At 63.5% G+C, this 23,392-nt stretch carries 20 protein-coding genes; 10 read left to right on the plus strand and 10 right to left on the minus strand.

Going from position 1 to position 23,392, the window contains the following annotated elements; all coding sequences use genetic code 11:
- Window positions 1–337: 337 nt before the first annotated feature.
- Window positions 338–760: a PACE efflux transporter gene (locus AB5I84_RS05800; RefSeq protein ID WP_369454911.1), complete on the minus strand. Its 423-nt coding sequence runs from the start codon at window positions 758–760 to the stop codon at window positions 338–340.
- A gap of 692 nt (window positions 761–1,452) precedes the next feature.
- Between AB5I84_RS05800 and AB5I84_RS05805 the strand changes: the two genes are divergently transcribed.
- From AB5I84_RS05805 to AB5I84_RS05815, 3 genes are all read left to right on the plus strand, one after another.
- Complete coding sequence (locus AB5I84_RS05805) at window positions 1,453–2,070, plus strand: Fic/DOC family protein (protein WP_369454912.1); 618 nt, start codon at window positions 1,453–1,455, stop codon at window positions 2,068–2,070.
- A gap of 629 nt (window positions 2,071–2,699) precedes the next feature.
- Window positions 2,700–3,050: a helix-turn-helix domain-containing protein gene (locus tag AB5I84_RS05810; RefSeq protein ID WP_369454913.1), complete on the plus strand. Its 351-nt coding sequence runs from the start codon at window positions 2,700–2,702 to the stop codon at window positions 3,048–3,050.
- Entirely contained in the window at window positions 3,047–4,345 is a 1,299-nt protein-coding gene (locus tag AB5I84_RS05815) for a type II toxin-antitoxin system HipA family toxin (protein ID WP_369454914.1), read from the plus strand. The genes AB5I84_RS05810 and AB5I84_RS05815 overlap by 4 nt, the downstream gene beginning before the upstream one ends.
- Window positions 4,346–4,917: 572 nt before the next feature.
- Here AB5I84_RS05815 and AB5I84_RS05820 read toward each other — a convergent pair.
- From AB5I84_RS05820 to AB5I84_RS05830, 3 genes are all read right to left on the minus strand, one after another.
- A complete protein-coding gene (locus tag AB5I84_RS05820; protein WP_369454915.1) occupies window positions 4,918–6,156 on the minus strand; it encodes an SfnB family sulfur acquisition oxidoreductase in 1,239 nt (412 codons plus the stop codon).
- A gap of 11 nt (window positions 6,157–6,167) precedes the next feature.
- Window positions 6,168–6,776 carry an OmpW/AlkL family protein gene (locus AB5I84_RS05825; protein ID WP_369454916.1) on the minus strand — a complete coding sequence of 203 codons (609 nt, stop codon included), beginning with the start codon at window positions 6,774–6,776 and terminating at the stop codon, window positions 6,168–6,170.
- A 274-nt stretch (window positions 6,777–7,050) separates the two neighbouring features.
- The gene (locus AB5I84_RS05830) at window positions 7,051–8,274 is read right to left on the minus strand and encodes an acyl-CoA dehydrogenase family protein (protein WP_369454917.1); all 1,224 of its coding nucleotides are present in this window, start codon (window positions 8,272–8,274) and stop codon (window positions 7,051–7,053) included.
- 419 nt (window positions 8,275–8,693) lie between these two features.
- On the opposite strand from AB5I84_RS05830, the gene msuE reads away from it, so the two are divergent.
- Both msuE and sfnG read left to right on the plus strand, forming a co-directional pair.
- Window positions 8,694–9,257: an FMN reductase gene (gene msuE / locus AB5I84_RS05835; protein ID WP_369454918.1), complete on the plus strand. Its 564-nt coding sequence runs from the start codon at window positions 8,694–8,696 to the stop codon at window positions 9,255–9,257.
- Between the two features lie 20 nt (window positions 9,258–9,277).
- On the plus strand, window positions 9,278–10,363 hold the full coding sequence (gene sfnG, locus AB5I84_RS05840; RefSeq protein ID WP_369454919.1) for a dimethylsulfone monooxygenase SfnG: 1,086 nt from the start codon (window positions 9,278–9,280) through the stop codon (window positions 10,361–10,363).
- 438 nt (window positions 10,364–10,801) lie between these two features.
- On the opposite strand, the gene AB5I84_RS05845 is transcribed toward sfnG, so the two are convergent.
- The 5 genes from AB5I84_RS05845 to AB5I84_RS05865 all read right to left on the minus strand — a co-directional run bounded on the left by AB5I84_RS05845 (window position 10,802) and on the right by AB5I84_RS05865 (window position 17,445).
- Window positions 10,802–11,659 (minus strand): amidohydrolase family protein, encoded by an 858-nt coding sequence (locus AB5I84_RS05845; protein WP_369454920.1) that lies wholly within the window; start codon window positions 11,657–11,659, stop codon window positions 10,802–10,804.
- Window positions 11,656–12,789 (minus strand): FMNH2-dependent alkanesulfonate monooxygenase, encoded by a 1,134-nt coding sequence (ssuD, locus tag AB5I84_RS05850; protein ID WP_369454921.1) that lies wholly within the window; start codon window positions 12,787–12,789, stop codon window positions 11,656–11,658. The genes AB5I84_RS05845 and ssuD overlap by 4 nt, the downstream gene beginning before the upstream one ends.
- A gap of 35 nt (window positions 12,790–12,824) precedes the next feature.
- Window positions 12,825–13,934, minus strand: a complete 1,110-nt coding sequence (locus AB5I84_RS05855) for a sigma-54 interaction domain-containing protein (RefSeq protein WP_369454922.1) — start codon at window positions 13,932–13,934, stop codon at window positions 12,825–12,827.
- An 8-nt stretch (window positions 13,935–13,942) separates the two neighbouring features.
- Window positions 13,943–15,142: an acyl-CoA dehydrogenase family protein gene (locus AB5I84_RS05860; protein WP_369454923.1), complete on the minus strand. Its 1,200-nt coding sequence runs from the start codon at window positions 15,140–15,142 to the stop codon at window positions 13,943–13,945.
- A gap of 326 nt (window positions 15,143–15,468) precedes the next feature.
- A complete protein-coding gene (locus AB5I84_RS05865) occupies window positions 15,469–17,445 on the minus strand; it encodes a CocE/NonD family hydrolase (RefSeq protein ID WP_369454924.1) in 1,977 nt (658 codons plus the stop codon).
- Window positions 17,446–17,722: 277 nt separating this feature from the next.
- Here AB5I84_RS05865 and AB5I84_RS05870 point away from each other — a divergent pair, with 277 nt between their 5' ends.
- Window positions 17,723–18,319, plus strand: a complete 597-nt coding sequence (locus tag AB5I84_RS05870; protein WP_369454925.1) for a class I SAM-dependent methyltransferase — start codon at window positions 17,723–17,725, stop codon at window positions 18,317–18,319.
- A 147-nt stretch (window positions 18,320–18,466) separates the two neighbouring features.
- On the plus strand, window positions 18,467–19,849 hold the full coding sequence (locus AB5I84_RS05875) for a dihydrolipoyl dehydrogenase (RefSeq protein WP_369454926.1): 1,383 nt from the start codon (window positions 18,467–18,469) through the stop codon (window positions 19,847–19,849).
- Window positions 19,850–19,912: 63 nt separating this feature from the next.
- Here AB5I84_RS05875 and AB5I84_RS05880 read toward each other — a convergent pair whose 3' ends face one another.
- Window positions 19,913–20,806 (minus strand): LysR family transcriptional regulator, encoded by an 894-nt coding sequence (locus AB5I84_RS05880; RefSeq protein WP_369454927.1) that lies wholly within the window; start codon window positions 20,804–20,806, stop codon window positions 19,913–19,915.
- A gap of 129 nt (window positions 20,807–20,935) precedes the next feature.
- On the opposite strand from AB5I84_RS05880, the gene AB5I84_RS05885 reads away from it, so the two are divergent.
- The 3 genes from AB5I84_RS05885 (at window position 20,936) to AB5I84_RS05895 (ending at window position 23,249) form a co-directional block, all read left to right on the plus strand.
- The gene (locus AB5I84_RS05885; protein WP_369454928.1) at window positions 20,936–21,394 is read left to right on the plus strand and encodes a VOC family protein; all 459 of its coding nucleotides are present in this window, start codon (window positions 20,936–20,938) and stop codon (window positions 21,392–21,394) included.
- On the plus strand, window positions 21,381–21,986 hold the full coding sequence (locus AB5I84_RS05890; RefSeq protein ID WP_369454929.1) for a glutathione S-transferase family protein: 606 nt from the start codon (window positions 21,381–21,383) through the stop codon (window positions 21,984–21,986). The genes AB5I84_RS05885 and AB5I84_RS05890 overlap by 14 nt, the downstream gene beginning before the upstream one ends.
- Window positions 21,987–22,205: 219 nt before the next feature.
- Window positions 22,206–23,249, plus strand: coding sequence for a hypothetical protein (locus AB5I84_RS05895; RefSeq protein WP_369454930.1), 1,044 nt, complete (start codon window positions 22,206–22,208; stop codon window positions 23,247–23,249).
- The last annotated feature ends 143 nt before the right edge of the window (window positions 23,250–23,392 follow it).

The raw sequence follows: 23,392 nt of genomic DNA on the forward strand, positions 1-23,392 counted from the left end.
GGATAGGGCCAATACCACCGCACAATTAATTGTCGTCTTGGCGGAGCAGGGAGACTTCGAGCAGGCTCGCTCCAAGGCGCAGAGCGAGCTAGACCTACTAGGAGTTACGGACGCCACGTTGCTTGAGGACATAGTGCGGTGGCTATCAAGCAGTGCATTGGTCGGAGTAGGCACTGCTGACTTTCAATAAGCCTATTCGCAGTCTTAGTAGCCGCTCCGGAATTATTGCAGACAGCTGTGGCCTCTTTGCCAAAGCAGGGAGCGCGATAGCGTCGAAGTCCCGTCTTGCTGACCCTACCTATCATTGGTATTCGAGAGCGCATCAGCCGCAGCCCCCTCACGCTCTCGGCAACACAAACACCCGATCAAACAGCAGCGTAAACACGAAGGTGTAGACGAAGAAAAACAGCAAAATCGCTGCTTCCATTTTGAACGCCATCCAAGGCCCCACCGCGTACCACCACATGTAAAGCGGAATGGTGAACAGGAACAGGCCGACTTCGAATCCGGTGGCATGCACCAGGCGCACTTTCAGTGTGCGCTCGCGGATCAGGCTGCGTCGCTCCCAAGCTTCGAACAGCGAGTTGAAGGCAAAATTCCACACCAAGGCGATCACGGACACCGCAATGGCCACCGGCACAGAGTCCGAGGCCGCACCGCCGCTGAACATCATCAGCAGCGCGGTGGAGAGGGGAATGGCAAACAGTTCAAACAGCAGGATATAAACGAAACGCCGGGTAACCGGCTGCAGCAGGATCATTTTTGAACATCCGATTCGGCTGATTTGATGACAAATCCGGACCGCCCCGGTCTTCAAAAAAGATGGCCTGCCTGCGGTTTCTGGCAGGAGGCCAATCTGCCCCGGGCCAACTGTTTCGGCAACCTTAGGCAGTAAAAACATGTAAAGGCTGGCCGTGACTGCGGTGCGTTTCCAGCACCGCTCGGCGGGGCACCTCCCGATTCGGCTGACTGTTCGGTTAGTGCGTGGCCTTGGCGCCGGGGGGGGGGGACCGTAGCAGTCCCGGGCGTCTGTTTGGCAGAAAAATTGCTCCGGGGAGTACCGTTGGCGCCAGCGTCGACTCTTTTTTGCGCGTTTTGCGTTGGTGCTCTTGATGCAGCACCTGTTCTGCTGCTCAGCCAGATGGTGGAGTGGGCAGGCGGCCAGTGCTGCGTACAGCTGGAGCACTGCGGTGACTTGCATGCAGCAGTGCCGACTGCCACACTGGCCGCCCTGCAAAATACAACCCGTTGGTGGTTCCATGAAACGGCATCTGTCTCGCGAAGAGGTCTCGTTCAAGGTCGATCAAGCCATTGGCTCTCTGGCCATTGAGAACGTGGTTGTGTCCAAGCGTACCCGCATCACTATGCTCGCTATCGCGTCCGGTCGGATGCCTGTTGATAAGGCAGTAGACCGAGTTATTCAGCGATACCTCCCAGCCTGAACCGTCTTCGATGACGGGCTATGAGCACTACGATCATGAGCAGGATGAAGATCCATACCTGATTCCTGGTTCTATGTGCCTGCGCAACAAGCTCTGTATCACTGATACCCAAACATTGATGGCGGTAGAAGCTGAAATTTCTTCGCTGCTGATGGCGGGGTTGGTTTCCGATCCTGTGGAGGCAAGCTTCGATTTGGCCCATTTGTGCAGAATCCATGAGGCCTTGTTTTCACCGGTCTATGATTGGGCTGGGACGGTTCGGCAAACCGAAATCAGTAAGGGTGGAAGGCTTTTTCTTCCCTACCGGCTGATCGAAGAAAAAGCAGAGCAAGTATTTCAGGAACTCCATAGGGAGAACCTGCTTCGGGGACTCAAGCTTGAGGCGTTCGCCGAGAGAGCTGCGTACTACCTTGGCCGAATCAATGAACTCCACCCTTTCAGGGAGGGTAACGGCAGGACTCAGCGGGTTCTGTTTGATCAGCTGGCGGAGCTGTCAGGTTTCGTTTTTTGCTGGACTGCTGTATCGGCTAGCGCCATGGCGGAGGCATGTCGGTCTGCCAGAGGTGCTGACACTGATTATCAAGGTTTGCAGAGGATGCTGGGCATTATTCTGTCCAGCGCCAAGTGACTCCCGCCTTTGCTGATTGCTGTTACGCGCGCAGCTAAGCCTCCATTGCGGCAGCCTCAGCGCTAGTCCCGTTTTTGTCGAGCGCTGCGCTCCTCAGCAAGAGCGCTGCCATGGCGGGTCGCCTTCGCGCAGGAAGGGCTGTCATAGCCACCTTGGGCGTCTGGGTGGCAGAAGAATTGCTCGGGGGTCATCGGCGCTGTGGGCGCCAGTGCCGGATCTGATTGTCGGGCTGGGTATGGGCGCTCTTGTTGCAGTGCCCGTTCCGCCCGCTCGCTGTTCTGCTGCATTAGCGCTGTGGGGGACGTGGGCTGGGGGGCGGCGCAGGCAGAAAGGATGGCCAGTATCAGGGCTGGGGGCAGGTGGCGAAGAGGCATCGGCATGTCAGGGCTCCAGCATCAGATTGCTGGGGTTGGAACGCATTTTGAGGAAAACGATCCCTCGATAATGGCGCGTTGTCACAGTGGCATCGTGGTGCAGGCATAACGAGCTGTGATCGTATAAAGATAAAAAATATAGTCTTTATGGCGGATTAGGCGCACTAGAGATCTGTTTTACTATCATTATTTTTTGATTTAAGGATATCTTTTCTATACATTGTGGGCATTGCAATGAATAGGGATGCGTTTCCTATGCGTTATGACGATCTTAATACCCTGCCGATCAAGGACGTCATGGCTCGCTTCGGCGCTCAGCTGGAGCGTTATCGGTTGTCGCGCAACCTGCGCCAAGAAGACGTTGCCCGTGCCGCCGGCGTCAGCCGTATGACCGTCAGCAAGCTGGAAAGTGGCGGCGGCACCTTGGAGACGTTGGTGCGGGTGCTGCGTGCGCTCGACATCGAAGAGCGCTTGTTACAGCTGGTGCCGGATGCCACCTTGAGCCCGCTGGACCCTCGCTCTGGCCAGGCCGCTGGCCGGCAGCGTGCGCGTCCGGTGGCGGCGCCGACGGCGGATCAGCCCTGGACCTGGGGGGATGAGTCATGACCCGCGCCGAGGTCTGGCTGTGGGGGCGCCGCATCGGCGCGGTGGTCTGGGATGACGCTCGCGGCTACGGTGTGTTCGAGTATGACCCCGCCTTCCTGACTTCCGGCATCCAGCTAGCGCCCTTCACGTTGCCATTACGCGCTGGGGTATTCGATTTTCCGGCCTTGCCGCGCGACACGTTCAAGGGACTGCCCGGCCTGCTGGCGGATAGCCTGCCGGACAAGTTCGGCAACCTATTGATTGACCGCTGGCTGGCGCAGCAAGGCCGCTCGCCCGGCAGCATGAATCCGGTGGAGCGACTCTGCTACACCGGCACTCGCGGCATGGGCGCGCTGGAGTTCCAGCCAGCCCGGTTGAGTCGCGAAGCCGGCGCCGGCACGCTGGACATCGAGCAGCTGGTGAACTTGGCAGCGGATGTGCTGGCCGAGCGCGAGCATCTGTCCGGCCATCTTGGCCCGGATCACGATGACCGAGCGTTGGGGGAAATCCTTAAGGTGGGTACCTCGGCGGGCGGCGCGCGCGCCAAAGCAGTACTGGCGTGGAACCCCGTCACCGGGGAGTTCCGCTCCGGTCAGGTGGATACCCGCGCCGGTTTCGAGCACTGGCTGTTGAAGTTCGATGGGGTGTCTGGCAATGCGGACAAGGAGCTAGCCGATCCGCTGGGCTTCGGGCGCTTGGAATACGCCTGCTATCTGGCGGCCCTGCAGGCCGGGGTGTCGATGGCGCCAAGCCGCTTGTACGAGGAAGGCGGGCGGGCGCACTTCATGACCCGCCGCTTCGACCGCACTGCGGACGGTGGCAAGCTGCATATGCTGTCGCTGGGGGCGTTGCGACACTTTGACTTCAACCAGCCACGGGCCTACGCCTACGAGCAGGCGCTGGAGACCATCCGGTTGTTGGGGCTGGGGCAGGCGGCCATCGATGAACAGGTGCGGCGAGCGTTTCTCAATATCGTGTTGCGCAACCAAGATGACCACGTCAAAAACATCGCATTCCTAATGAACCGGCGTGGGCAGTGGTCGCTGTCGCCGGCATTTGATGTGGTTTACGCCTGGAACCCGGATGGCGCCTGGACCAGTCAGCACCAGATGTCTGTGAATGGCAAAACCACCGGCTTCGTGTTGGATGACCTATTGGCTTTCGGCCGCTTTGCCGACCTGAAGCCGGCACGGACCCGGCAGATATTGGCGCAGGTGTGCGAGGCGGTAGGCAACTGGCGGCAACACGCCGAGACTGCCGGTGTGCCCGACGCGCTGGCGCAAGGTGCGCAGGCGGGGTTCAGGCTGAACTGGTAGCCGTGGTCGGCGTGACTAGAAACCAGTAAAGGTAGCGTTGGCGAAGGTTGCTGGCCCACCGTTGGTGGAAAGCGGCCAGTCCGCTCCCCAAGCAGCGCAGCAACGATAAAGAAGCCGGATATTCCGGCTTTTTTTGCTTTCCCGTTCAGCCATTGCAAACCCACCTCTGGCCGCAGTCGAACGGCGCCACTCTGTGGAGGCGCTGTGTCTCCAAGGAAGCTAGCGTGGTGCCGCTGCCGGACATTTGGCCCCATAACTGGGCGGTGCCGTTGGCGCTTTCCTGTGTGCAGTTGCCGGGTGGCTCGGGCCGCCGGCGCAATGCGGATGTGCAACTAAAACAGCCGCCGGGGTTAACAGTGAGCTACAACGCACAGCCGCTGCAAAGCAGCGGCACGGGAACCACTGTGGTGCCTGTTTGTTGTGAGCAGATAGCGGATATAAAGCTGACAGCGCTGCCCAATAACGCTAGCCGGCAACGGCCAAGCGAGAGAGACGCCGGCGGTGTGGGGGCGGCGGGAATCAGTCGCACAGCCGGCGCCAATACCGCCGCCCCGCCGACACACCAAGCAAAATCAGCTCCACGGATGCTGCGGCGGCGCCACGCCGTTGACCACATGGTTGCCGACAATGTGGTACTTCCAACGCACCGGATCATGCAGCGTGTGCACGCGCGCGTTACGCCAGTGTCGGTCGAGGCCGTGTTCCTCCAACGTGGCGCGGGCGCCGGCCAGCTCGAACAGGCGATTGCTGGCTAGCAGCGCCACCTCAGTGGTCAGCACTTTGGCTTCTGCGGTCAGCAGCGATGCTTGTGCCACGTTGTGCTGGTCGGGGTGCAGCAGCGCGTGATCGATGGCATCAGCCGCCAGATCAAGCACTGCTTCCGCTGCCCGCAGGCGGATATGGATGTCGCCAATTTGTTGCAGCAGGTAGGGATCATCGGTGGCTTTTTCCAACCCCGAATCGATCCACGGGCGGGTGTGGCGGCGCACGTAATCCAGCGTATCGTCCAGCGCGCCGCGGGCGAGGCCGGCGTCGATGGCGGCCTGAATGAACTGCGAGATGGCGCCGGCCGCGGTGGGGCGATCAAACGCCTTCCAGATCGGTACCACCTGTGCCGCGGGCACCCGTACTTGCTCCAACCGTACGGTGCCGCTGGCGGTGGTGCGCTGGCCGAAGCCGGACCAGTCATTGATCACCGTCAGGCCCGGAGTGTCGCGTGGCACCACCGCCAGATGCGGACGCCCGTCGCTGTCCACGGTGACGATCGGAATCCAGTGCGCCAGCAGCGCGCCGGTAGAAAAGAACTTCTCGCCATTCACCACATGGCCGCCGTCATCAGCGGCGGTGATCAGCGTTTTGAAATCCGCCACATGCTTGCCGCCGCGCTCCGAGAACGCATTGCCGAAGCGGGCGCCGGACAGCGCTAGATCAAAGAAGAAACGTTGCTGTGCCGGGCTGGCGTCCAGCGCCAGGTGGGCAAGGATGACGAAATGATTTTGCGGCAATTGCCCCAACGAGCCATCGGCAGCGGCAATGAGTTTGAACACCTGCGCCACGGTGCGATGGCTGGCACCGAGGCCGCCGTATTGGCGCGGCACCGTGATCGCCCACAGGCCGCTTTGCGAATAAGCGTACAGTTCTTCGATCGGCAGTCGCCGTTCGCGGTCACGCGCTACGGCGCCGCGGCGGAACTCGGCCGCCAGCGCTGTTGCGGCGGCCACCGCATCGGCTTCACTGGCTACACGGGTGGCGGGTCGGGCTGGTTGTGACAGCACCAGCTGTTCAGGTTCAGCAATACTGGACAAGGACATGGGCAGTTCCTTCAGAAACGGTGGGCGAGGGTAAGGCTGTAGACGAACGGGTCGATGTCTACTTTGCCGACCTTGTCGCCATTGATTTTCACGTCGCTGGCAATGCGCGCGTAACGCACGTCGGCGCCAATTTGCCAACGCTCGTTGAGCGGCAGATCGACGCCGATTTGGCCGGCAATGCCCCAGGAATCCGACAGCTGCAGCCGTGAGCCGTCATCCAGCTTTTCATCGAAGAAATAGGTGTAGTTCACCCCCAGCCCGAGGTAAGGCCGCACCGGCGCTTGCGGTGCCAGATGCCATTGCAGTGACACGATCGGCGGCAGGTGGCGGGTGCGGCCGACGGCACTGCCATCGAGTTTCAGGGTGTGCTTGAACGGCAGGCCGCCGAGCACATCCAGAGCCAGGTTCGGCGTGAAGAAGTAGTTCAGGTTCAGCGACGGTCCGGTGTCGCTGTTGATGGTGATTTTGCCCGGCGTGATACGACCGGGATCGGAGTCAGCAACGATGCTCGACAGCCCCACCCGCAGTTGCCAGGGGCTGTCAGCGGCCAGCGCCGGCACCGTGCTGGCGGCTAACAGGGAAACAATCAAGGCGCGCAGGCGCCGGTGCAAAACGGGCATCAATCAGGTCCTCTAGGCAGACACAACAGCGCGCAGGGCGCGATAAAGCGCCCGCCGTCCGGACTGGATCAGGCAGGCTGGATGGCTCTTTCACGAAGCGTGCCAATCTCCGTTTGTTGGTTTTTGCGGGCTGTGGAGCAGAAACAGTGCCTGCGCTGTTGGTGGCCGGGCAGTCGGCGGGCGTTGTTGTTGCCGGGCCAACAGTCGTGGCTTCAACGGCGCATCCCGTGTGCGTGCCGGAGCGGCTCGGCAGACGCCCCGGTACGGACGGCTCTTACGCGTGCTGCGCGCCGCTACCGATCTGCCAGATATACGGCGGCTCGGTGCCGTTGATCTCGCGGTCGCCGATAATGCGCTGCTTGTAAATCAGCGGATTGTGGGACGCCGCCGTGCGGGCGTTGCGCCAGTAGCGGTCCAGCTGCAGACCGCTGCGGGTGGCAGACGCGCTGAGGGCGTTGAACAGGTCACTGGTCAGCCGCAGTACCAGCTCCGCCACAACGACCTGCCCTTGGGCGGATTCCAGCTCGGCATCGATATTCGCGCTGCGCTCGGCCTCGGCATCATCAGCGAAACGTGCCAAGTAGGCGCGCTGCGCCGGGTCCGCTGCCCGCAGTGCGGTAGCCGTGGCGGCATACGCCAACGCCGAAGCGTGGCCGATCACCTGTTGAACTTGCGGATCGGCGCTGACGCGGTCGCCGTTACCGTGGCTAAACACCCGCGTGCGCTGGCGCACCTGTTCAGCAAAGTCGCCCACTGCGGCATTGCCGTTGCCGGCCAGCACTGCCAGCAACACCAGCTGATAAAACGCGGTCTGGTAGCGGAACCGGGTGCTGAACTCGAACAGGTGTTCGGCCTCCACTTCGGCATTGTCGAAACGGGCGCTGCCACTGCCGGTGGTGCGCTGGCCGAAGCCGTCCCAGTCATCCTGCTGTTGCACGCCCGGCTGGTGCGTGCGCACCGCAGCAATCACATCGGCACCGGTGTCGTCGCGGCGGGCGAACAGATCGATCCAGTCGGCAAAGATGCTGCCGGTGCTGTAGTACTTGCTGCCGTTCACCACCCATCGGTCATCGCGCTGAGACACCGTCGTTACCACCTCGCCCAGCTTGACGCTGCCGACTTCGGTCCAGGCATTGCCCACTAATTCACCGGCGACAAAACGCTCAAACCACCGCTGCTGATCACTGCTGGCGTGGGCATTGAGGCGGTCTTCGACAAAGGCAAAGTGGCCCCGCAGCGCTTGAGTGAGATTGGAGTCGGCCTCGGCCAACTCGATCAGCAGGTAAATCAACTGCGGCAGCGAGGCGCCGGCACCGCCGAACTGGCGCGGCACTCGCACCGCTCCGAAGCCAGCCTGTTTCAGCCAGCCAATTTGCTCGAACGGCAGACTGCGGTCCTGTTCGCGCTGACGCGCGCCTGCGGCAATGCGTTGGAAGATGGGGCGGAAACGGTCTGCCAGCAGCGGGTAATCGGTGCCGGTCGAGAGCGCGTTGGACATGGTGAAGCTCCTCGTCGAAAGCATGGGAAGAGCCACCGCTATGCATGGCTTGTGCCGCGGGGGAGCGCGGGCCGAGTGCAGGGCTCAGCAGTCGCGCGGTGTTGCGGCACAGGCCGGGCGCGGCGCGGCAATCACGCGGTGAGAAGCACTGAGGCCGGGGCGGCGGCGCCTGGATACAGCGCCGATCCGTCACTGTTGCCCTGGCAACAGCCTGACGCCGGACTGTTGGCTGACGGGCAGCGCGGCGGCCGCGGCTTGCTCAGCTGCGGCGGCAGTCAAGGGGGCGCTGGCCACAGCGGCAGGCGGGCCAGCGCCCGGTCAAGCTCCCGGTGGGCGATGTGTCCCGTGGCTGGCACGGAACCTGCTCTGTGACCGCCAAGGGACGCCAATTCCGGCGCCCGCCAAAATGGGGTGCAGCAATGAGTAATGCAGCAACAGCATGGAAAGTGGTGGCAGTGAACGGCAGCCCGCAGAAAGCGTCGCGAACCCAAGTGGTGATTGATGCCCTGTTGGCGCAGTTGGAGCCGGCGCGGCGGCTGTCGGTGCAGACCGTGGCGCTGTCGGACTTGGGGCCGGCGCTGGCCGCCTGTGCCCGCCGCGAAGCCGTGCCCGAGCGGGTGGAGCGGCACCTGCGCGCCATCGAACAGGCCGATTTTTTGGTGGTGGGCAGCCCGGTCTATCGGGCTTCCTACACCGGTTTGTTCAAGCATCTGTTTGATCTGGTGCACCACGAGGCGCTGGTGGGCGTGCCGGTGTTGCTGGCCGCGACCGGCGGCTCCGATCGTCACGCGCTGATGATCGATCACCAACTGCGTCCGCTGTTTGGTTTCTTCCAAGCGCAGACGCTGCCGCTTGGCGTCTATGCCAGCGAGGCGGACTTCAATGGTTTGCATATCCAGTCGCCCACCTTGCAAGCCCGCATTCAGCGTGCTGCCGCCGTCGCCGGTCAGCATCTGGCCCGTGCTCGCGCATTGGCGGCCTGAACCTTCCGGAGGAACATGACATGAGTCAGCAACCGATCAAATTCGCTTACTGGATTCCCAATGTCAGCGGCGGTCTGGTGGTCAGCACCATCGAACAGCGCACCGATTGGGGCATTGATTACAACCGCAGGCTGGCGCAGACCGCCGAAAAGGCCGGGTTCGAATACGGTCTAGCGCAGATCCGCTTCACCGCCGGTTACGGTGCCGAGTACCAACATGAGCCGGTGGCGATCAGCCATGCGCTGCTGGCGGCCACCGAAAAGCTGAAGGTCATCGCGGCGATCCTACCCGGGCCCTGGCATCCGGTGGTGGTGGCTAAGCAACTGGCTAGCATCGACCAATTCACCGGCGGCCGTGTTGCCATCAATGTGGTATCCGGCTGGTTCCGGGGGGAGTTCTATGCGCTGGGCGAGCCGTGGCTGGAGCATGACGAGCGCTATCGCCGTTCAGAGGAATTTATTCGCGTGCTCAAGGGCGTGTGGACCGAAGAGAAATTCAGCTTCCAGGGTGATTTTTATCGCCTGCACGATTACAGCCTGAAGCCGAAACCAGTGCAGCAACCGCACCCGGAAGTGTTCCAAGGCGGCAGCTCGCGCGCCGCGCGCGACATGGCCGCTCGGGTGTCGGATTGGTACTTCACCAACGGCAATACGCCGGAGGGCATCAAGGCGCAGGTGGACGATGTGCGCGCCAAGGCCGCCGCTGAAGGACGCAGCGTCAAGATCGGCGTCAATGCATTCATCATTGCCCGCGACACCGAGCAGGAAGCACGCGCGGTGCTGCAAGACATCATCGATCGCGCCAACCCTGAGGCAGTCAATGCGTTCGGTGCCGAGGTCAAAAACGCGGGCGCCGCCAGCCCGGAAGGCGAAGGCAACTGGGCCAAGTCCAGCTTCGAAGATTTGGTGCAGTACAATGATGGTTTCAAGACCAACCTGATCGGCACCCCGCAACAGATCGCCGAGCGTATCGTGGCGTTGAAAGCGGTGGGCGTGGATCTGGTACTGTCGGCGTTTCTGCACTTCCAAGAAGAAGTGGAATACTTCGGCCGCAAGGTGCTGCCGTTGGTGCGGGAGCTGGAAGCGCAGCGGCAGAAAGTAGCTTGAAACTAGAGTGCTGCAGGGAAAGAAAAGCCGGCCTAGTGCCGGCTTTTCTTGCATGAATAACACTGCCTCGGTGGAAGCCATAAAGTGTGGCGGCTGGATGTTCTCGACAACAGGAAGACGGTTGGCACCCGGTTTTTATCGAGGCCGAATGCGACGCCCGATTACTGGCTCTTGCTGGCGGAGTCACTGCAGCAGCAATGGAGTGGCGCGGCTGATGAGAAAGATTTTGGTCGCCAGCAGACAGCAGCAAGCAGCGACCAAGCAGAGGGCGGCCCCTAGTGATAGAGGGTTTTCGAAATATTGACCGGCCACGATGGCACTATTTTCAGCGCTAGATAACGATAAAAACTCAGTGTCCTGCAGAAAAAACGTGCTCCGCCATGAACAAATGCCAGCGCGGAAAAAAGCCCATCCACGGGTGCCGAGTGGTCACATCAATCAGCCGTCAGTCACTAGCCCCAGCACCCGCTCCGCATTGCGGTAGAAAAACTTCTCCAGCACGTCATCCGCCAAGCCCATCGCTGCCGCGTCCTCGATGCTTTGCCGGATTGGCCGGAATGGGTAGGACGAGCCGAACAACAACTGGTCAGCGAGGAAGCTATTAGCGGCCTCGATGTAGCCGTGACTGCCGGGCAAGAACAGGTACATGTCCGGCACCAAGTGGATATTGGGGTAGCGGAATGCCACCCCCAGCGCCTGCTGCACGTTCGGCCAGAAGCCGTGGTACACCACCAACGTCAGGTCTGGAAACGCGCGTGCTACTGCTGCCAGCCGCGCCGGATCGTTAAAAGAGGGATCCGGTGTGGTGGGCCCGCTCATCAGTAACAGCGGCGTGCGGCGGCGCTGCAGGTGTTCATAGAGCGGCCAATAGAGTGGGTCGTCCGGGTGCCGTGCTGGTTCCGCAAAGCCCGGCTCCAGATCAATGCCGGCCAAGCCGAGCACGTCCAGCGCGTGATCGACACTGGCCAGCGCCTGTTCGATGCCTTGTAGCGCCGGGTCCACCGCGCCGATGCCGATCAACTCTGGATGGCCGGTGACGACGTCATGAATCTGTTGATCCGGCAGCCACTGGCTGGGCGTGTGGCGGCCCACCACCACCGCCCGGTGCAGGCCGGCGTCGCGCACTTCGGCGAGAAAACCGTCGACAGTCAGTGAGCGTTCGAAATGGTGGTCGGGACCGCGCGTGCCGACCCGGCGGTTGAGCCAGCGCGCCGCCTGGTGCTCCGCCGAGCCGGGCACGGCGCCGAAGAACGGGTGCAGGAATGCCGGGCGGCAGCGCATGTCGATCACTTTCATGCGCGTCGCTCCGCAGCCGTTGCGCGTACGTCGAAGGCGCCGCCGGTGAAGGCGCCTTCGGCAGTCACTCGGCCCTTGCCCGGCAGCAGCGGGAACAGCAGTTCGGCCACGCGGTAAGCCTCTTCCAGATGCGGGTAGCCGGACAGCACGAAGGTGTCCACGCCCAGCGCCCGGTATTCCTCAATGCGTGCTGCCACTGTTTCTGGATCGCCTACTAACGCGGTGCCGGCGCCGCCGCGCACTAGCCCGACGCCTGCCCATAAATTGGGCGCCACTTCCAAGCGGTCACGGCGGCCGCCGTGCAGCGCCGCCATGCGTTGCTGGCCGACCGAATCCATCTTGGCGTAGTTGGCTTGCGCTGCGGCAATGGTGGCGTCATCCAGTTGGCTAATCAGTGCTTCGGCGGCGGCCCAGGCAGCGGCGTTGGTTTCGCGCACGATCACGTGCAGGCGCAGGCCAAAGCGCACACTGCGGCCGTGGGCAGCGGCGCGGGCTCGCACATCGGCAATTTTTTCCGCTACGGCGGCCGGCGGTTCGCCCCAGGTCAGGTAGGCGTCCACATGCTTGGCGGCCAGCGCATGGGCGGCAGGGGAGGAGCCGCCGAAGTACAACGGCGGATAGGGTTTTTGCAGCGGCGGGAAGAAGTTCTGCGCACCTTGCACGCGCAGATGCTCCCCGTTGAAGTCCACCGTTTCGCCTTGCAGCAATCGGCGCCAGATGGTGAGGAACTCATGCGCGGCTTGGTAGCGCTGGTCATGAGAATAGAACACGCCATCAGCGGCCAGTTCGGTGGCATCGCCGCCGGGCACCACATTGAGCAGCAAGCGGCCGCCGCTGGCCTCATCCAGGCTGGCAGCTTGGCGCGCGGAGGCGGTGGGGTTGCCAAGCGAGGTGCGCAGCGCTACCAGCAACTTGATGCGCTGCGTCACCGGCACCAGGCTGGCTGCGGTCACCCACGGATCAAGGCAGCTGGCGCCAGTGGGAATCAGCAGGCCGTCGTAACCAAGCTGGTCGGCCGCCACCGCGATCTGGCGCAGGTAGGCATTGCTGGCCGGGCGGCCGCTGGCGGAATGGCCCAGATAACGGGTATCCCCAGAGCTGGGCAAAAACCAGAACACATCTACAGACATGGAACCGTCCTCATCGAGACAACAAGGTCACCGCGTCAGCGGGACAAATGACTGGCAGGTAAGCCGTTGGCCAGGTGCCCGGCCGCCGCCGGCCGGCGTTTTTTCACCACCAATTCGCCGCTGCGGATCAGCTGCGCACGCAGCACATTGCGCGACAGCCCCAGCAGTTCGGCGGTGTGAACCTGATTGAAATGGCAGTACCGGTAGGCGGCGCGCAGCAGCGCCTGCTCCACTAGGCCATGCAGGGCGCTGCTGCCGTCGTCGAACAGCCGTTGGAAGGCCCGCGCCAGCAGGGCCTCGGCGCTGTCATCGGCGTCCGGCGTGTTGGTTCTCGCTGGGAGCTTCAGTTTTGACAGATGCAGGTCATCCGCACCGATCGGGCGATCGCGGCACAACAGCAGCGTGTGGTGCACCACGTTTTCCAGTTCGCGGATGTTGCCTGGCCAGCTGTAACCGAGCAGTTTCTGCTGCGCGTCGGCGCCCAGTGCCACCGGTGGGCAGCCGAGTCGGCGGCTGTAATCGGCAATGAAGTGGCGTGCCAGTGGCAGGATGTCACCGGGCCGATCGCGCAGCGGATCCAGCGCCAGGCTGACCACGTTGAGGCGGTAGTAGAGGTCCTCGCGGAAGTGCCCGGCGCTAATGGCCTGTTCCAACTGCACATTAGTCGCCGCCAACACCCGCACGTTGATCGGCACGCTCTTGCGCGAGCCAAGCCGCACCACTTCGCGCTCCTGCAATACCCGCAGCAGTTTCACCTGCACTGCCAGCGGCAGGTCGCCAATTTCATCGAGAAACAGAGTGCCGCCGTGGGCCTCTTCAAACCAACCGGCCTTGGCGGACAACGCGCCGGTAAAGGCGCCCTTGTCGTGGCCAAACAGTTCGGCTTCCACCAGCGATTCCGGGAAGGCGCCGCAATTGACCGCCACGAACGGACCTTGGCGGCGGTTGCTGAGTTGGTGCAGGTGGCGCGCCACCAGCTCCTTGCCGGTGCCGGTCTCGCCCATGATCAGTACGCTGGCATCGCTTGGCGCCACTTGGCGCAGATGCGCCAACAGCGCTTGTGAGCGCGGGTCTTCGAACACTTGCGCGGTGGCGCGGATCGAGGTGGCCAGTGCCGGTGACGGGGGCAGGGTGAACAGCTGCATGGTCGGCCTCAGGAATAGAACGTGGGCGTGGGAGACTGGCCATTCAAGGCCCAGTCGCCCAGCTCGTTGAGTTTGTAATCCAGCGGATCGTGCAGCGTTTGGGTGCGCAGATTGCGCCAGTAGCGATCAAGCCGCAGCGGGCCGTGGGTGGCGCGGGCGCCGGTGACCTCGAACAGCCGACTGCTGAGATCCAAGCCGGTGCGGCTGGCGGCCACCTTGGCGGTGGTGATTGCCACCGCCAGCGCACCACGTTCGGCGGCGTTCAGTCGCGCGCCCTGTTGCCAGGCGTGGTCGAATTGCTGGTTGGCGCGGTCGGTCAACAGCCGCGCGCCTTCCAGCGCCGCCCAAAACTCGCCGTAGTGATGCAGCACATAAGGGTCGGCGCTGGCGCTGGCCACCCCGGCGCGGAACCACGGACGAGCGTGGTGGCGGGTGTAATGGCGAGCATCCTCGAACGCGCCCTCGGCGACGCCAACAAACAGGTTGGTGAAGATCAGTTGTGCCAGCAGCGGCCGTAGGCAGGAGTAGGGCGTGCTCAGCGGGCCCGGCTCCAACAGCAATTCCTGTTCCTCTACCCGCACCCGCTCGAAGCTGACGCTGCCGCTGTCGGTCTGGCGCTGGCCGATGTTGTCCCAGTCACCGTGCACGGTGATGCCGGAGCGGTCCGCAGGGATAGCGGCAATCAGTAAGCGGCCATCAGCGCTTTCGTCCAATGCCGAGGCGATCAGCATCTGCGCGTCGGCGGCGCCGGAGCAAAAACTTTTGTGCCCGGAAAACTCGCGCCCGCCGGCCACGCGGCGCGACAGCGTGCGCCGATCCAGCGGGTTGAGCGCGTTGCCCCAGAACCATTGGTGGCGAGCGGTCTGCTCCAGCCACGGTTGCCACTGCTGCGGTTGGCCGAACAGTTGCACCGTGGCCAGCATCAGGTGCTGAAAACCGAACACATGGGCGAGCGAGCTGTCCGCTTGAGCCAGCCGCCGCACCACGGCCAGGGTGTCAGCCCAGTCGGCGCCGAGGCCGCCGTATTGACGCGGGATACTCAGCGCCAGCAGGCCGCTGGCGCGCAATTGGTTGCGCTCTGCCAATGGCGTGCCGCCGCGGGCATCACGTTCCGCGGCAGTGGCTTTGAAGCTATCCGCCAGCTGCTGCGCCTGCTCCATGAAGGACGGGGCGGCGTGGCGCTGCGACGGGGAGAGGGACTCGGGCATGGTGGGCATCCTGTTTAACTCGGCTGGCACGGCGGCGGTACAGCAACTGCGGCGCCAAGTGGCTACACGCCAGCATGGGGCGGCACTACCGGTTTTGCTGTTGCGGCACCGGCATCGGCATCGGCACGGCACGGCACCGCTGCCGGACCCCTGTTGCGCGGGCAACAGGGGGCGGCGGCGACCGCTTCCGCAGCACTACAGGAATGGTTATAGGCGCTCCGACTTATGCTGAAAAAGCATCAATCGCGATATTGATATGCCGGGTGGCGGGGAGGACCAGGGACGGAGCAGCCGCCCGGGCGGTTCGGGCCCGGGCAGCAGTTGAGTCAGGACGCCGGCAAGGCCGCCAGCGGTAATACCGGAATGTTCACCCGCGAGGCGCGCTCCGGTTCGCTGTATACCGTCATCAGTCCCAACAAGCTGGTGAGCAGGTCCGGGATCGGGCTCAGACGCGGGAAGTCGCTGGGGCCGACGCTGATGCGCAGCTTTTCACCGGCGCGGATCACGGCGCTGGTGGGGAACACTTCCACATCGGCTTGGAACGGTGTGAACGGACGCACCGGCTGGCCGGAGTCCCGTGTAAACGGATGCCACGGCTGGATCAACTCGCCGTCCAGATAGCGCGCGCGGGTGCTGTCGTTGGCGCTCATCGAGGCCATCTGGATGCCTTGCGTCAGCGGTCGCGACAGGCCTTTGGCATCCACCACACTGATGCGCACCACCACGTTGGTATCGAAGCCGGTGGTGCTGGCCCAGATCTGCCCGGCGATCGGGCCGTTGATGATCAGGTCCTGTTCCAACGGCGCACTGGTGTACACCGCTTCGAACAATTCCACGGCGTTATTTTGCGCACTACACGGCGACAGCAGCATCCCCAATAGGCCGGCGGTCCATTGGCTGGCGCTGGCGGAGCACAGACCGTTGAGCGGTGTTTGCAGCAGGGCGGTGCTGTGCTTTTTGGTGGGCGCCTCGCTGCTGAGGCTGCCGAACAGCGGCAGTAGTTCGCGGCCATGCAAGTAGAACGTGCGCACTTCTGCCTGCGGATGTGGCCAGTCGGCGGCGGTGTGGTAGCGCTCGGCGCCGAGGTAGTACTGCGTTACCGGCGGAAATTGCTCGGCACCGCTGTCGAGCTGTTTCAGGTAATGGTCGAACCAGGCCAGCCGGATACGGCCGAGATCCGGCACGCCATCGCGCGGCAGGCCGGCGCCGGCGGAGCCGTCCAAATGCTCCCAGGGGCCGAGCAGCAACTTGGCGGTGGTGTGGCCTTTCAAGGCTTCATACAGCAGCGGCTCGCCGCGTTGGAAGATATCTTTCAGGCCGCCAACGATGAAGGTCGGCGCGCTGATGTTGTCGGCGTGCTCCAGCGGCGAACGGACGCGCCAGAACGGGTCATCGTAGGCGCGGTCGCCGCCCAGTAGCGCGCTGGCGATCACCGGCACTTGGAAATCGGTGAGCGCCCCCTGCAAGTGTTCCAGCAGTGTGCCGAGGGTGTAGCCGGGGGTGCGATTATCAAATCCGGCCGGGGTTGGCACCACGCCGAGGCCGGTTACCAGCGTCATCCACAGTGGAATGAAACCAAGGTTAATCTGGCCGCCGCTGAACACGATGTCGCGGTAGGCATCGCCCATCGGCACGATGGCAAAAATCGCCTTCACCGCCGGATCGCCTTGGGCACCAGCCAGCAGCCCGGTGATGCCCATGTAGGACGCGCCGTTGAGCCCGATGTCGCCATTGCTCCACGGCTGCTGCTGGATGTACTGCAATGCATCGGCGATGTCGTTGTGGTCGAGCGGGCCAAACGCCTGCCACGTGCCCTGCGAGGCGCCGGTGCCGCGCATGTCGATGGTGATGTAGGCATAGCCGCGCTGCACCAGCGCCGGGTCGGCAAAGGTGCTGCCACTGTAGAACTGGTTGTAGCCGGTGAAGGTGGCGATGGTTGGGAACGGCCCGCTGGCCGCGTTCCCGTCCGCGTCGGCGGGCAGGATCAGGGTGGCGGCCAGGCGGGTGCCGTCACGCACCGTGATCAGCTGCTGCGGCAGTGTGACGGTGGCGGGGTAGTCGACGTCGCGCTGGTAGCTGTCGTCCCAGTGCAGGTTGACCGGTTCGGGGGCGGTGGGCGGATCGGGCTCCGGTTCGGGTTCCGGTTCGGGTTCCGGCTGCGGTTCAACGGGTTCCGGTAACGGTGGCGCCAAGGTGGCTGGCGTGCTGCTCGACGACGAGCCACCGCAGGCGGTCAGTGACAGCGCTAACGCGGTCAGCAGGGTGAACAGGAGCGGAACGGAGCGACGGGAAAAAGTGGGCATCGGAGTACGCCTGTGCAGCTGTTGTTATTGTTGCTCCGACTATAAGAAACCCCGGGCCCGCTCATCTGTAGCGGCTTGTGCAGCGCCATGTAACCGGCGCCGTACTCTGTGTAACCGCGCGCACTCTGGTCATGGCAAAAGGTGCCGTAGCGGCCAGCTTGCGTGGCCACTGTCCGGATTGGCAATCTTGTCGCCCGGTGGTGGTTTCATGTCCACTTCATGCCCGCCTGATATAGCTTGGCGGCTTGGTCCAGTCACAACACAGGGAGCCGCAGCGATGTGGGATGAGCGTTTCAGCAGCGACGACTATGCCTACGGCAAGGAACCAAACGATTTCTTGGTGGAATGGGCTCACAGCTTGCCACCGGGGCGAGTATTGAGTTTGGCCGAGGGCGAAGGGCGCAACGCGGTGTTCTTGGCCGCTCAGGGCCGGCAGGTTACCGCCATGGACAGCTCCAAGGTGGGCCTGGAAAAAGCCCGCCGATTGGCCGCCGAACGCGGCGTGCAGCTGGATACTCTGCACGCGGAGCTGGAAACCCTGGAGCCGGGCATCCAGCAGTGGGACGCGGTGGTGTCTATTTTTGCGCCGCTGGCCCATGCCGAACGCCGCATCCTGCATCGCAAGGTGGTGGCGGCGCTGAAACCCGGCGGCGTGTTTCTGATCGAAGCCTATACGCCAGCGCAGCTTGCTTATGGCACCGGCGGCGGCAGTGATCCGGATACCAAAATCACCGCCGATCTGCTGCGCGAGGAACTCGACGGCTTACAGTTTTTGCATCTGGTGGAGATCGAGCGCGAGGTGCTGGAAGGGCGCTATCACACCGGCCGCTCTGCGGTGTTACAGGCGGTGGCGCAGAAGCCGGCGGCCGGTTGAGCGGCTATCGGCGGGTGTCGACCGTAACGATGCCCCAGAACGCTAAAAGCGCATTGCTTTCCCCCGTTTTATTCGCCGGCGCATTGATGTCGGCCCCATTTGCTGCCGGCGCCAGCAACCGCGCCGCAGCCTGACAGGAGCGTGTCCATGCGCAGATTCAAACTGGTGGTGATCGGTGCCGGCACCGCCGGCCTCACTGCTCTCAACGAAGCCCGTCGAGTGACCGATGACGTCTTGCTGATCAACCACGGCCCCTATGGCACCACCTGTGCGCGGGTTGGTTGCATGCCGTCCAAGGCGCTGCTGGCGGTGAGCCATGGCCTGGCGCAGCAGCGTTTTCTGCAACAGGTGGGGGTGCAGTGGCAGGGGATGGACGTGGACGTGCCAGCGGTGATGGCCCACGTGCGGCGGTTGCGCGACGGCTTCATTGCCGGCCCGATCCGCGCCAGCGCCCCCGCTGAGCACAGCATCCATGGCGCACCGCGTTTTCTTGATGCCAACACCTTGGAGGTCAATGGCGAGCGCATCCACGCTGACGCCACCGTGATTGCCACCGGCTCCAGTCCGGTGGTGCCGGCGCCGTGGCGTGAATTCGGTGAGCGAGTGGTGACCACGGATGAGTTCTTTGAATTGGAACACCCCGGTCAACGGGTGGCGGTAATTGGCCTCGGCGCCATTGGTGCTGAGCTAGGGCAGGGGCTGGCGCAGTTGGGGCTGCAGGTCGAGGGGTTCAGTCGCGGCAGCTTGGTCGGTGGCCTGACCGACGCTGCCATTAGCACCGTGCTGGCCGATAGCTTGGCTGAAGTGATGACGGTGACGCTGGGCCATGAGGTCAACGTGGAAGCCGCCGGCAATGGCTTGCGGGTGCGCGCCGGTGACCGGGAGGTGGAGGTTGATCGGGCGCTGCTGGCGCTCGGCCGGCGCCCGAATCTGGACGGTCTTGGCCTGGACCAACTGGTGACTCTAGATGAGCGCGGCCGGCCGCCGCTGCACCCCCACACGCTGCAGGTGGCGGAGCTGCCAATTTATTTGGCTGGCGATGTGGCCGGCTTGCGTCCATTGATGCATGAAGCCGCTGATGAGGGCCGCATCGCCGCCTGGCATGCGTTGCACCCCGAGGCGGCGCAGCGTTACCAACGCCGCGCGCCGCTGGGCATCGTATTCACCCGCCCCAACGCCGCCCGCGTCGGGCTGTCGCGGCGTGAGTTGCCGGAGCACGGCGTGATCGTCGCCGAACAGGATTTTAGCCGTCAGGCCCGCGCCGGCATGGAAGGCTTCAACCGCGGTCGCTTGCACCTGTATGTGGCCGCTGACAGCGGTGAGCTGCTCGGGGCCGAAATGGCGATTGCCGCTGGTGAGCATATTGCCCACCTGTTGGCGTGGTGCATGCAGCAGCGGCTCACCGTGGGCCAGATGCTGCACATGCCGTTTTACCACCCGGTGGTGGAAGAGGGGCTGCGCAGTGCCTTGCAGCAGGCCGCCAAGCAACTGGGTGAACGGGCGCCGGGGCCGGATCTGCCGCAGCGTTGAGTCAGACGGCAACACACTGAACCGGGGCGTGCCCCGGTTTTTTGTGCCGGTTGGTTGAGCGCTTCAGGCTGCCGTCAGCTGCGGCGCCAGTTGCGGGGTCAGCCAGTCGATCAGGTAGCGCACGCGGTGCGGCAGCAGGGCGGCGTGGGGATAAGTCAGTTGCACGGGCGCCGGTGCCGGCTCGTAGTCCTGTAGGACCCGCACCAGACTGCCGTCGGCCAGCGCCTCGCGCACCTGGTAATGGAAGAAGCGGCCGAAGCCGAGCCCGGCCAGACAGGCTTGGCGGGCACTGTCGATTTGGTTGGTCACGAGTGTCGGGTCGATGCGCACTGCCAACTCCTCGCCCGCCATGCGGAACCGCCAGATCGGCCCCTGCGGTGCAAAGGTCACGCAGGCATGGTTGCTGAGTGCCGCCGGCAGGTCTGGCACGCCGCGGCTGGCCAGATAATCGGGGCTGGCGCACAGCACCGTCGGCATGGTGCCGAGCCGCCGCGCCACCAACGACGAATCGGGAAGCTGGCCGATACGCAGCGCCAGATCCAGACCGGCTTCCACCAAATTCAACGGCCGGTCGTCCAGCACCAACTGGATACGCATGGCCGGATGGGTTTGCAAAAAGCGGTTCACCAGCGGGGCGAGATGGTAGCGGCCGAAGGTTTCCGGCGCTGTCACCCGCACCGTGCCACTGGGTGTGTCCGGGTCGTCGCGCAGCGCCGCTTCCTCGCGATCGATGCGGGCCAGGATGTCACGGCAGTGGTCCAAATAACGCTGTCCCTCCTCGGTCAACGCCAGCTGGCGAGTGGTGCGGTTGAGCAGTCGGACCTGCAGCGCTCGCTCCAGTGCCGCCAGACTGCGCACCACCGCGCCCGGTGACTGGCCCTGCGCTTCTGCGGCGGCACTCAGGCTGCCGTGGTCAATGATGCGCACGAAGGTGGCCATCGCCTTGAGTTTGTCCATGCCGTCTGCCTCGCCGTGATTTGTGCGCCACGCGCAACAGTGTTGTGGGCTCAAGCGCATTTTTCTGGCTTCGATGCTGGGCCAGCATCGGCCCATGTTCAATGCGCCGAAAGTCGAGGGAGGGCGGTGATGGACAAGGGCTATAACGGCGCCGGTGCGTGTCCGCAGCCGGCATTGGGGTACGACCATGTGGGCATTCGGGTGACCGATCGGCAGCGGGCGTTGGCGTTCTACACCCGGCTCGGCTTCTGCCAGACCCATGTCTTTCCCGCCGCTGAAGCCAACGAAATGGTGACGCCCGCCGGGGTGCGCATCAACTTGATCTTCAATGGCGCCCATCGCGCCGGGCGGCGCAATGTGTTGCTGGACGAGCCGGTGAAGTGGCCGGGCATCACCCATCCCGCGTTTCTGGTGGCCGATTTGGCGGCGCTGCAATGTTGGCTAGCGCAGGCAGGCATTGCCGTCACCGAGGGACCGAAACGCATCGGGCCACGGCGCGTGGCACTGTTCATCCGCGATCCGGACGGCAACGTGTTGGAATTCAATCAACTGATCCCTGAACAGGACGTCGACCATGAAACTCTATGACCTAGATGTATCCGGAAACTGTTACAAAGTGCGCTTGTTCGCAGCGCTGGCGCAGCTGCCACTGACGTTGCAGCCGGTGGACTTCCTCGGCGGCGAACACAAGCAGCCACACTTGCTGACGCTGAATCCGTGGGGCGAGGTGCCGATTCTGGAGGACGGCTCGGTGGTGCTGCGCGATGCGCAGGCGATCTTGGTCTATCTGGCCGCTCGCTATGGCGGCGCCGCCTGGTGGCCGACCGAGGCACATCTGCAGGGTGAGGTGACGCAATGGCTGTCGGTGGCGGCCAATGAGGTTCAGCACGGCCCCAATGCGGCACGGTTGGTGGACAAGTTCGGCTACCCGCTGGACAAGTCAGTCGCGTTGGCCACCAGCGCTCGCATACTGGCGCTGCTGGACGCGCACCTCGCCCAGCACGACTGGCTCGCCGCCGGCCGGCCCACCATCGCCGAGTGTGCGGTCTATCCCTACCTGTCGGTAGCGTGGGAAGGCGGGGTGGACGTATCGCGCTATCCGCAGCTGTGTGCTTGGATGGCGCGCGTGGAAGCGTTACCGGGTTTTGTGCCGATGCCGGGTGGCGGTAAGCCACGGTGACGGCCTCATCCTGAGCGGTTCTTATGCCGTTATCGCCCGTCCCGGGCACTCCATTTGGGGGGTGTGGGGCGTGCGTGGCGCTCTCTATATTGAAGCACTGCAGCCCGCGACAGGATCGCTGTTCGATCTTGTCGCGGGCTGAATCGCCGCGAGCGTTGCCTGGTTGAGGTGGGTGCCGCGGGCGGGTGAAAACAGTGCCAATGGAGGAACGATGCGGCAATGGAAAAGATCCTGTTGACGAGCGGACGCGACGGGTTGGGCAAGGTCCGTGAACTGGGACTCCTGACACTGTGCAGCCTGCTGATGGCCTGCGGTGGTGGTAGCAGCGCTGCTGATGGTTCCTCCAAAGCTGCTGGCACAGCATCGCCGGCGGCGGAGGCCATGGCGGCGCTGGGCTTGTCCTGCGAAGGCATCATTGCCGCGCAGCACGATGGCTTCTGCCTGCGCATCGATGGTGGACAGCCGCTGGTGCTGGTCAATGGAACCGTCGGCAGCGGCACCCGCGCCGGCACTTTTGACGCCAGTTATTCAGATTGGTGGTTTGCCGGCACCCAGCCGATGCACACCAGCACGCTCATGTTCTCAGTCACTGAAACGGGCGCCGCGCAATGCGGTCTGGCGTTGAGCTTGCCTGTGTCGGGTGACGCCAAGCCAATGCTCTGGGGGGACGTTCACTGCACGCGCTCCGAGCAAGGCGGCGGCTACGCAGGGACCTTCGACGGCGTGCTCAAAGACGCTAACACCGGTCGTGAATACATTGTCTCGGAGGGCTATTACCGGCTGTCTCCCTGGGGACAGGAAGACCTTATTCGCGGCCATGTTGATGGCAGCCTTCAATTGCAATCCGGCACTGAGCTGGTGTTGAGCCACTATTGGCCTGACGGGGCGTTAGTGATTGGTGAAGATCATATGTTCCGAACCGCCGATGCCCACTGGGTGCTGGTGATCGATCCGCTGCTCGAGGTGGGCGCAACAGAAAACCCCTTGGACTGCGGTGGGCCAGACGCCCTGCTTTATTATTTCGAGTGGGACGGCGAGCAAAGCAGTTATGGCTACCACAACCGCTACGCGCTGCAACAGTGTGACATGACGGTCAGCCGCCAGCTCGGGCGCTTACGTGGGCAATTCGAAGGCACGCTGTCCGATCTTCGCGCGCAAAAGAACGTTCCTTATCGTGGCACTTTCGATGTGGCGCTGCCGAGCACTCCGCTGCTGTTTCCAGGCACCACGCCAGAGCAGTACGGCCAGCCGTTGATGTATTGAAGCAGCCCGCTGCCTACCACCCTGACGTCACTAGCTCTCCTGGCGAGCCACTCGGCGGCGTGGCTGACCAGCGCAGAGGTGCAGCCAGCGCACAGGCTTCATTCTCATGCCGGAATGAGCGATGGTGCGGGTGGCCTTCGCTG

The organism is Alcanivorax sp. REN37 (genome assembly GCF_041102775.1).
Lineage (GTDB): Bacteria > Pseudomonadota > Gammaproteobacteria > Pseudomonadales > Alcanivoracaceae > Isoalcanivorax > Isoalcanivorax beigongshangi.

Bases quoted from the DNA above. Each gene is read 5' to 3' on its own strand.
- AB5I84_RS05880 (WP_369454927.1), bottom strand. From the start codon at position 20,806: ATGGACAAACTCAAGGCGATGGCCACCTTCGTGCGCATCATTGACCAC.
- AB5I84_RS05860 (WP_369454923.1), bottom strand. From the start codon at position 15,142: ATGCCCGAGTCCCTCTCCCCGTCGCAGCGCCACGCCGCCCCGTCCTTC.
- ssuD (WP_369454921.1), bottom strand. From the start codon at position 12,789: ATGTCTGTAGATGTGTTCTGGTTTTTGCCCAGCTCTGGGGATACCCGT.
- AB5I84_RS05800 (WP_369454911.1), bottom strand. From the start codon at position 760: ATGATCCTGCTGCAGCCGGTTACCCGGCGTTTCGTTTATATCCTGCTG.
- AB5I84_RS05865 (WP_369454924.1), bottom strand. From the start codon at position 17,445: ATGCCCACTTTTTCCCGTCGCTCCGTTCCGCTCCTGTTCACCCTGCTG.
- sfnG (WP_369454919.1), top strand. From the start codon at position 9,278: ATGAGTCAGCAACCGATCAAATTCGCTTACTGGATTCCCAATGTCAGC.
- AB5I84_RS05810 (WP_369454913.1), top strand. From the start codon at position 2,700: ATGCGTTATGACGATCTTAATACCCTGCCGATCAAGGACGTCATGGCT.
- msuE (WP_369454918.1), top strand. From the start codon at position 8,694: ATGAGTAATGCAGCAACAGCATGGAAAGTGGTGGCAGTGAACGGCAGC.
- AB5I84_RS05870 (WP_369454925.1), top strand. From the start codon at position 17,723: ATGTGGGATGAGCGTTTCAGCAGCGACGACTATGCCTACGGCAAGGAA.
- AB5I84_RS05895 (WP_369454930.1), top strand. From the start codon at position 22,206: ATGGAAAAGATCCTGTTGACGAGCGGACGCGACGGGTTGGGCAAGGTC.
- AB5I84_RS05805 (WP_369454912.1), top strand. From the start codon at position 1,453: ATGACGGGCTATGAGCACTACGATCATGAGCAGGATGAAGATCCATAC.
- AB5I84_RS05890 (WP_369454929.1), top strand. From the start codon at position 21,381: ATGAAACTCTATGACCTAGATGTATCCGGAAACTGTTACAAAGTGCGC.
- AB5I84_RS05820 (WP_369454915.1), bottom strand. From the start codon at position 6,156: ATGTCCTTGTCCAGTATTGCTGAACCTGAACAGCTGGTGCTGTCACAA.
- AB5I84_RS05815 (WP_369454914.1), top strand. From the start codon at position 3,047: ATGACCCGCGCCGAGGTCTGGCTGTGGGGGCGCCGCATCGGCGCGGTG.
- AB5I84_RS05830 (WP_369454917.1), bottom strand. From the start codon at position 8,274: ATGTCCAACGCGCTCTCGACCGGCACCGATTACCCGCTGCTGGCAGAC.
- AB5I84_RS05855 (WP_369454922.1), bottom strand. From the start codon at position 13,934: ATGCAGCTGTTCACCCTGCCCCCGTCACCGGCACTGGCCACCTCGATC.
- AB5I84_RS05825 (WP_369454916.1), bottom strand. From the start codon at position 6,776: ATGCCCGTTTTGCACCGGCGCCTGCGCGCCTTGATTGTTTCCCTGTTA.
- AB5I84_RS05885 (WP_369454928.1), top strand. From the start codon at position 20,936: ATGGACAAGGGCTATAACGGCGCCGGTGCGTGTCCGCAGCCGGCATTG.
- AB5I84_RS05845 (WP_369454920.1), bottom strand. From the start codon at position 11,659: ATGAAAGTGATCGACATGCGCTGCCGCCCGGCATTCCTGCACCCGTTC.
- AB5I84_RS05875 (WP_369454926.1), top strand. From the start codon at position 18,467: ATGCGCAGATTCAAACTGGTGGTGATCGGTGCCGGCACCGCCGGCCTC.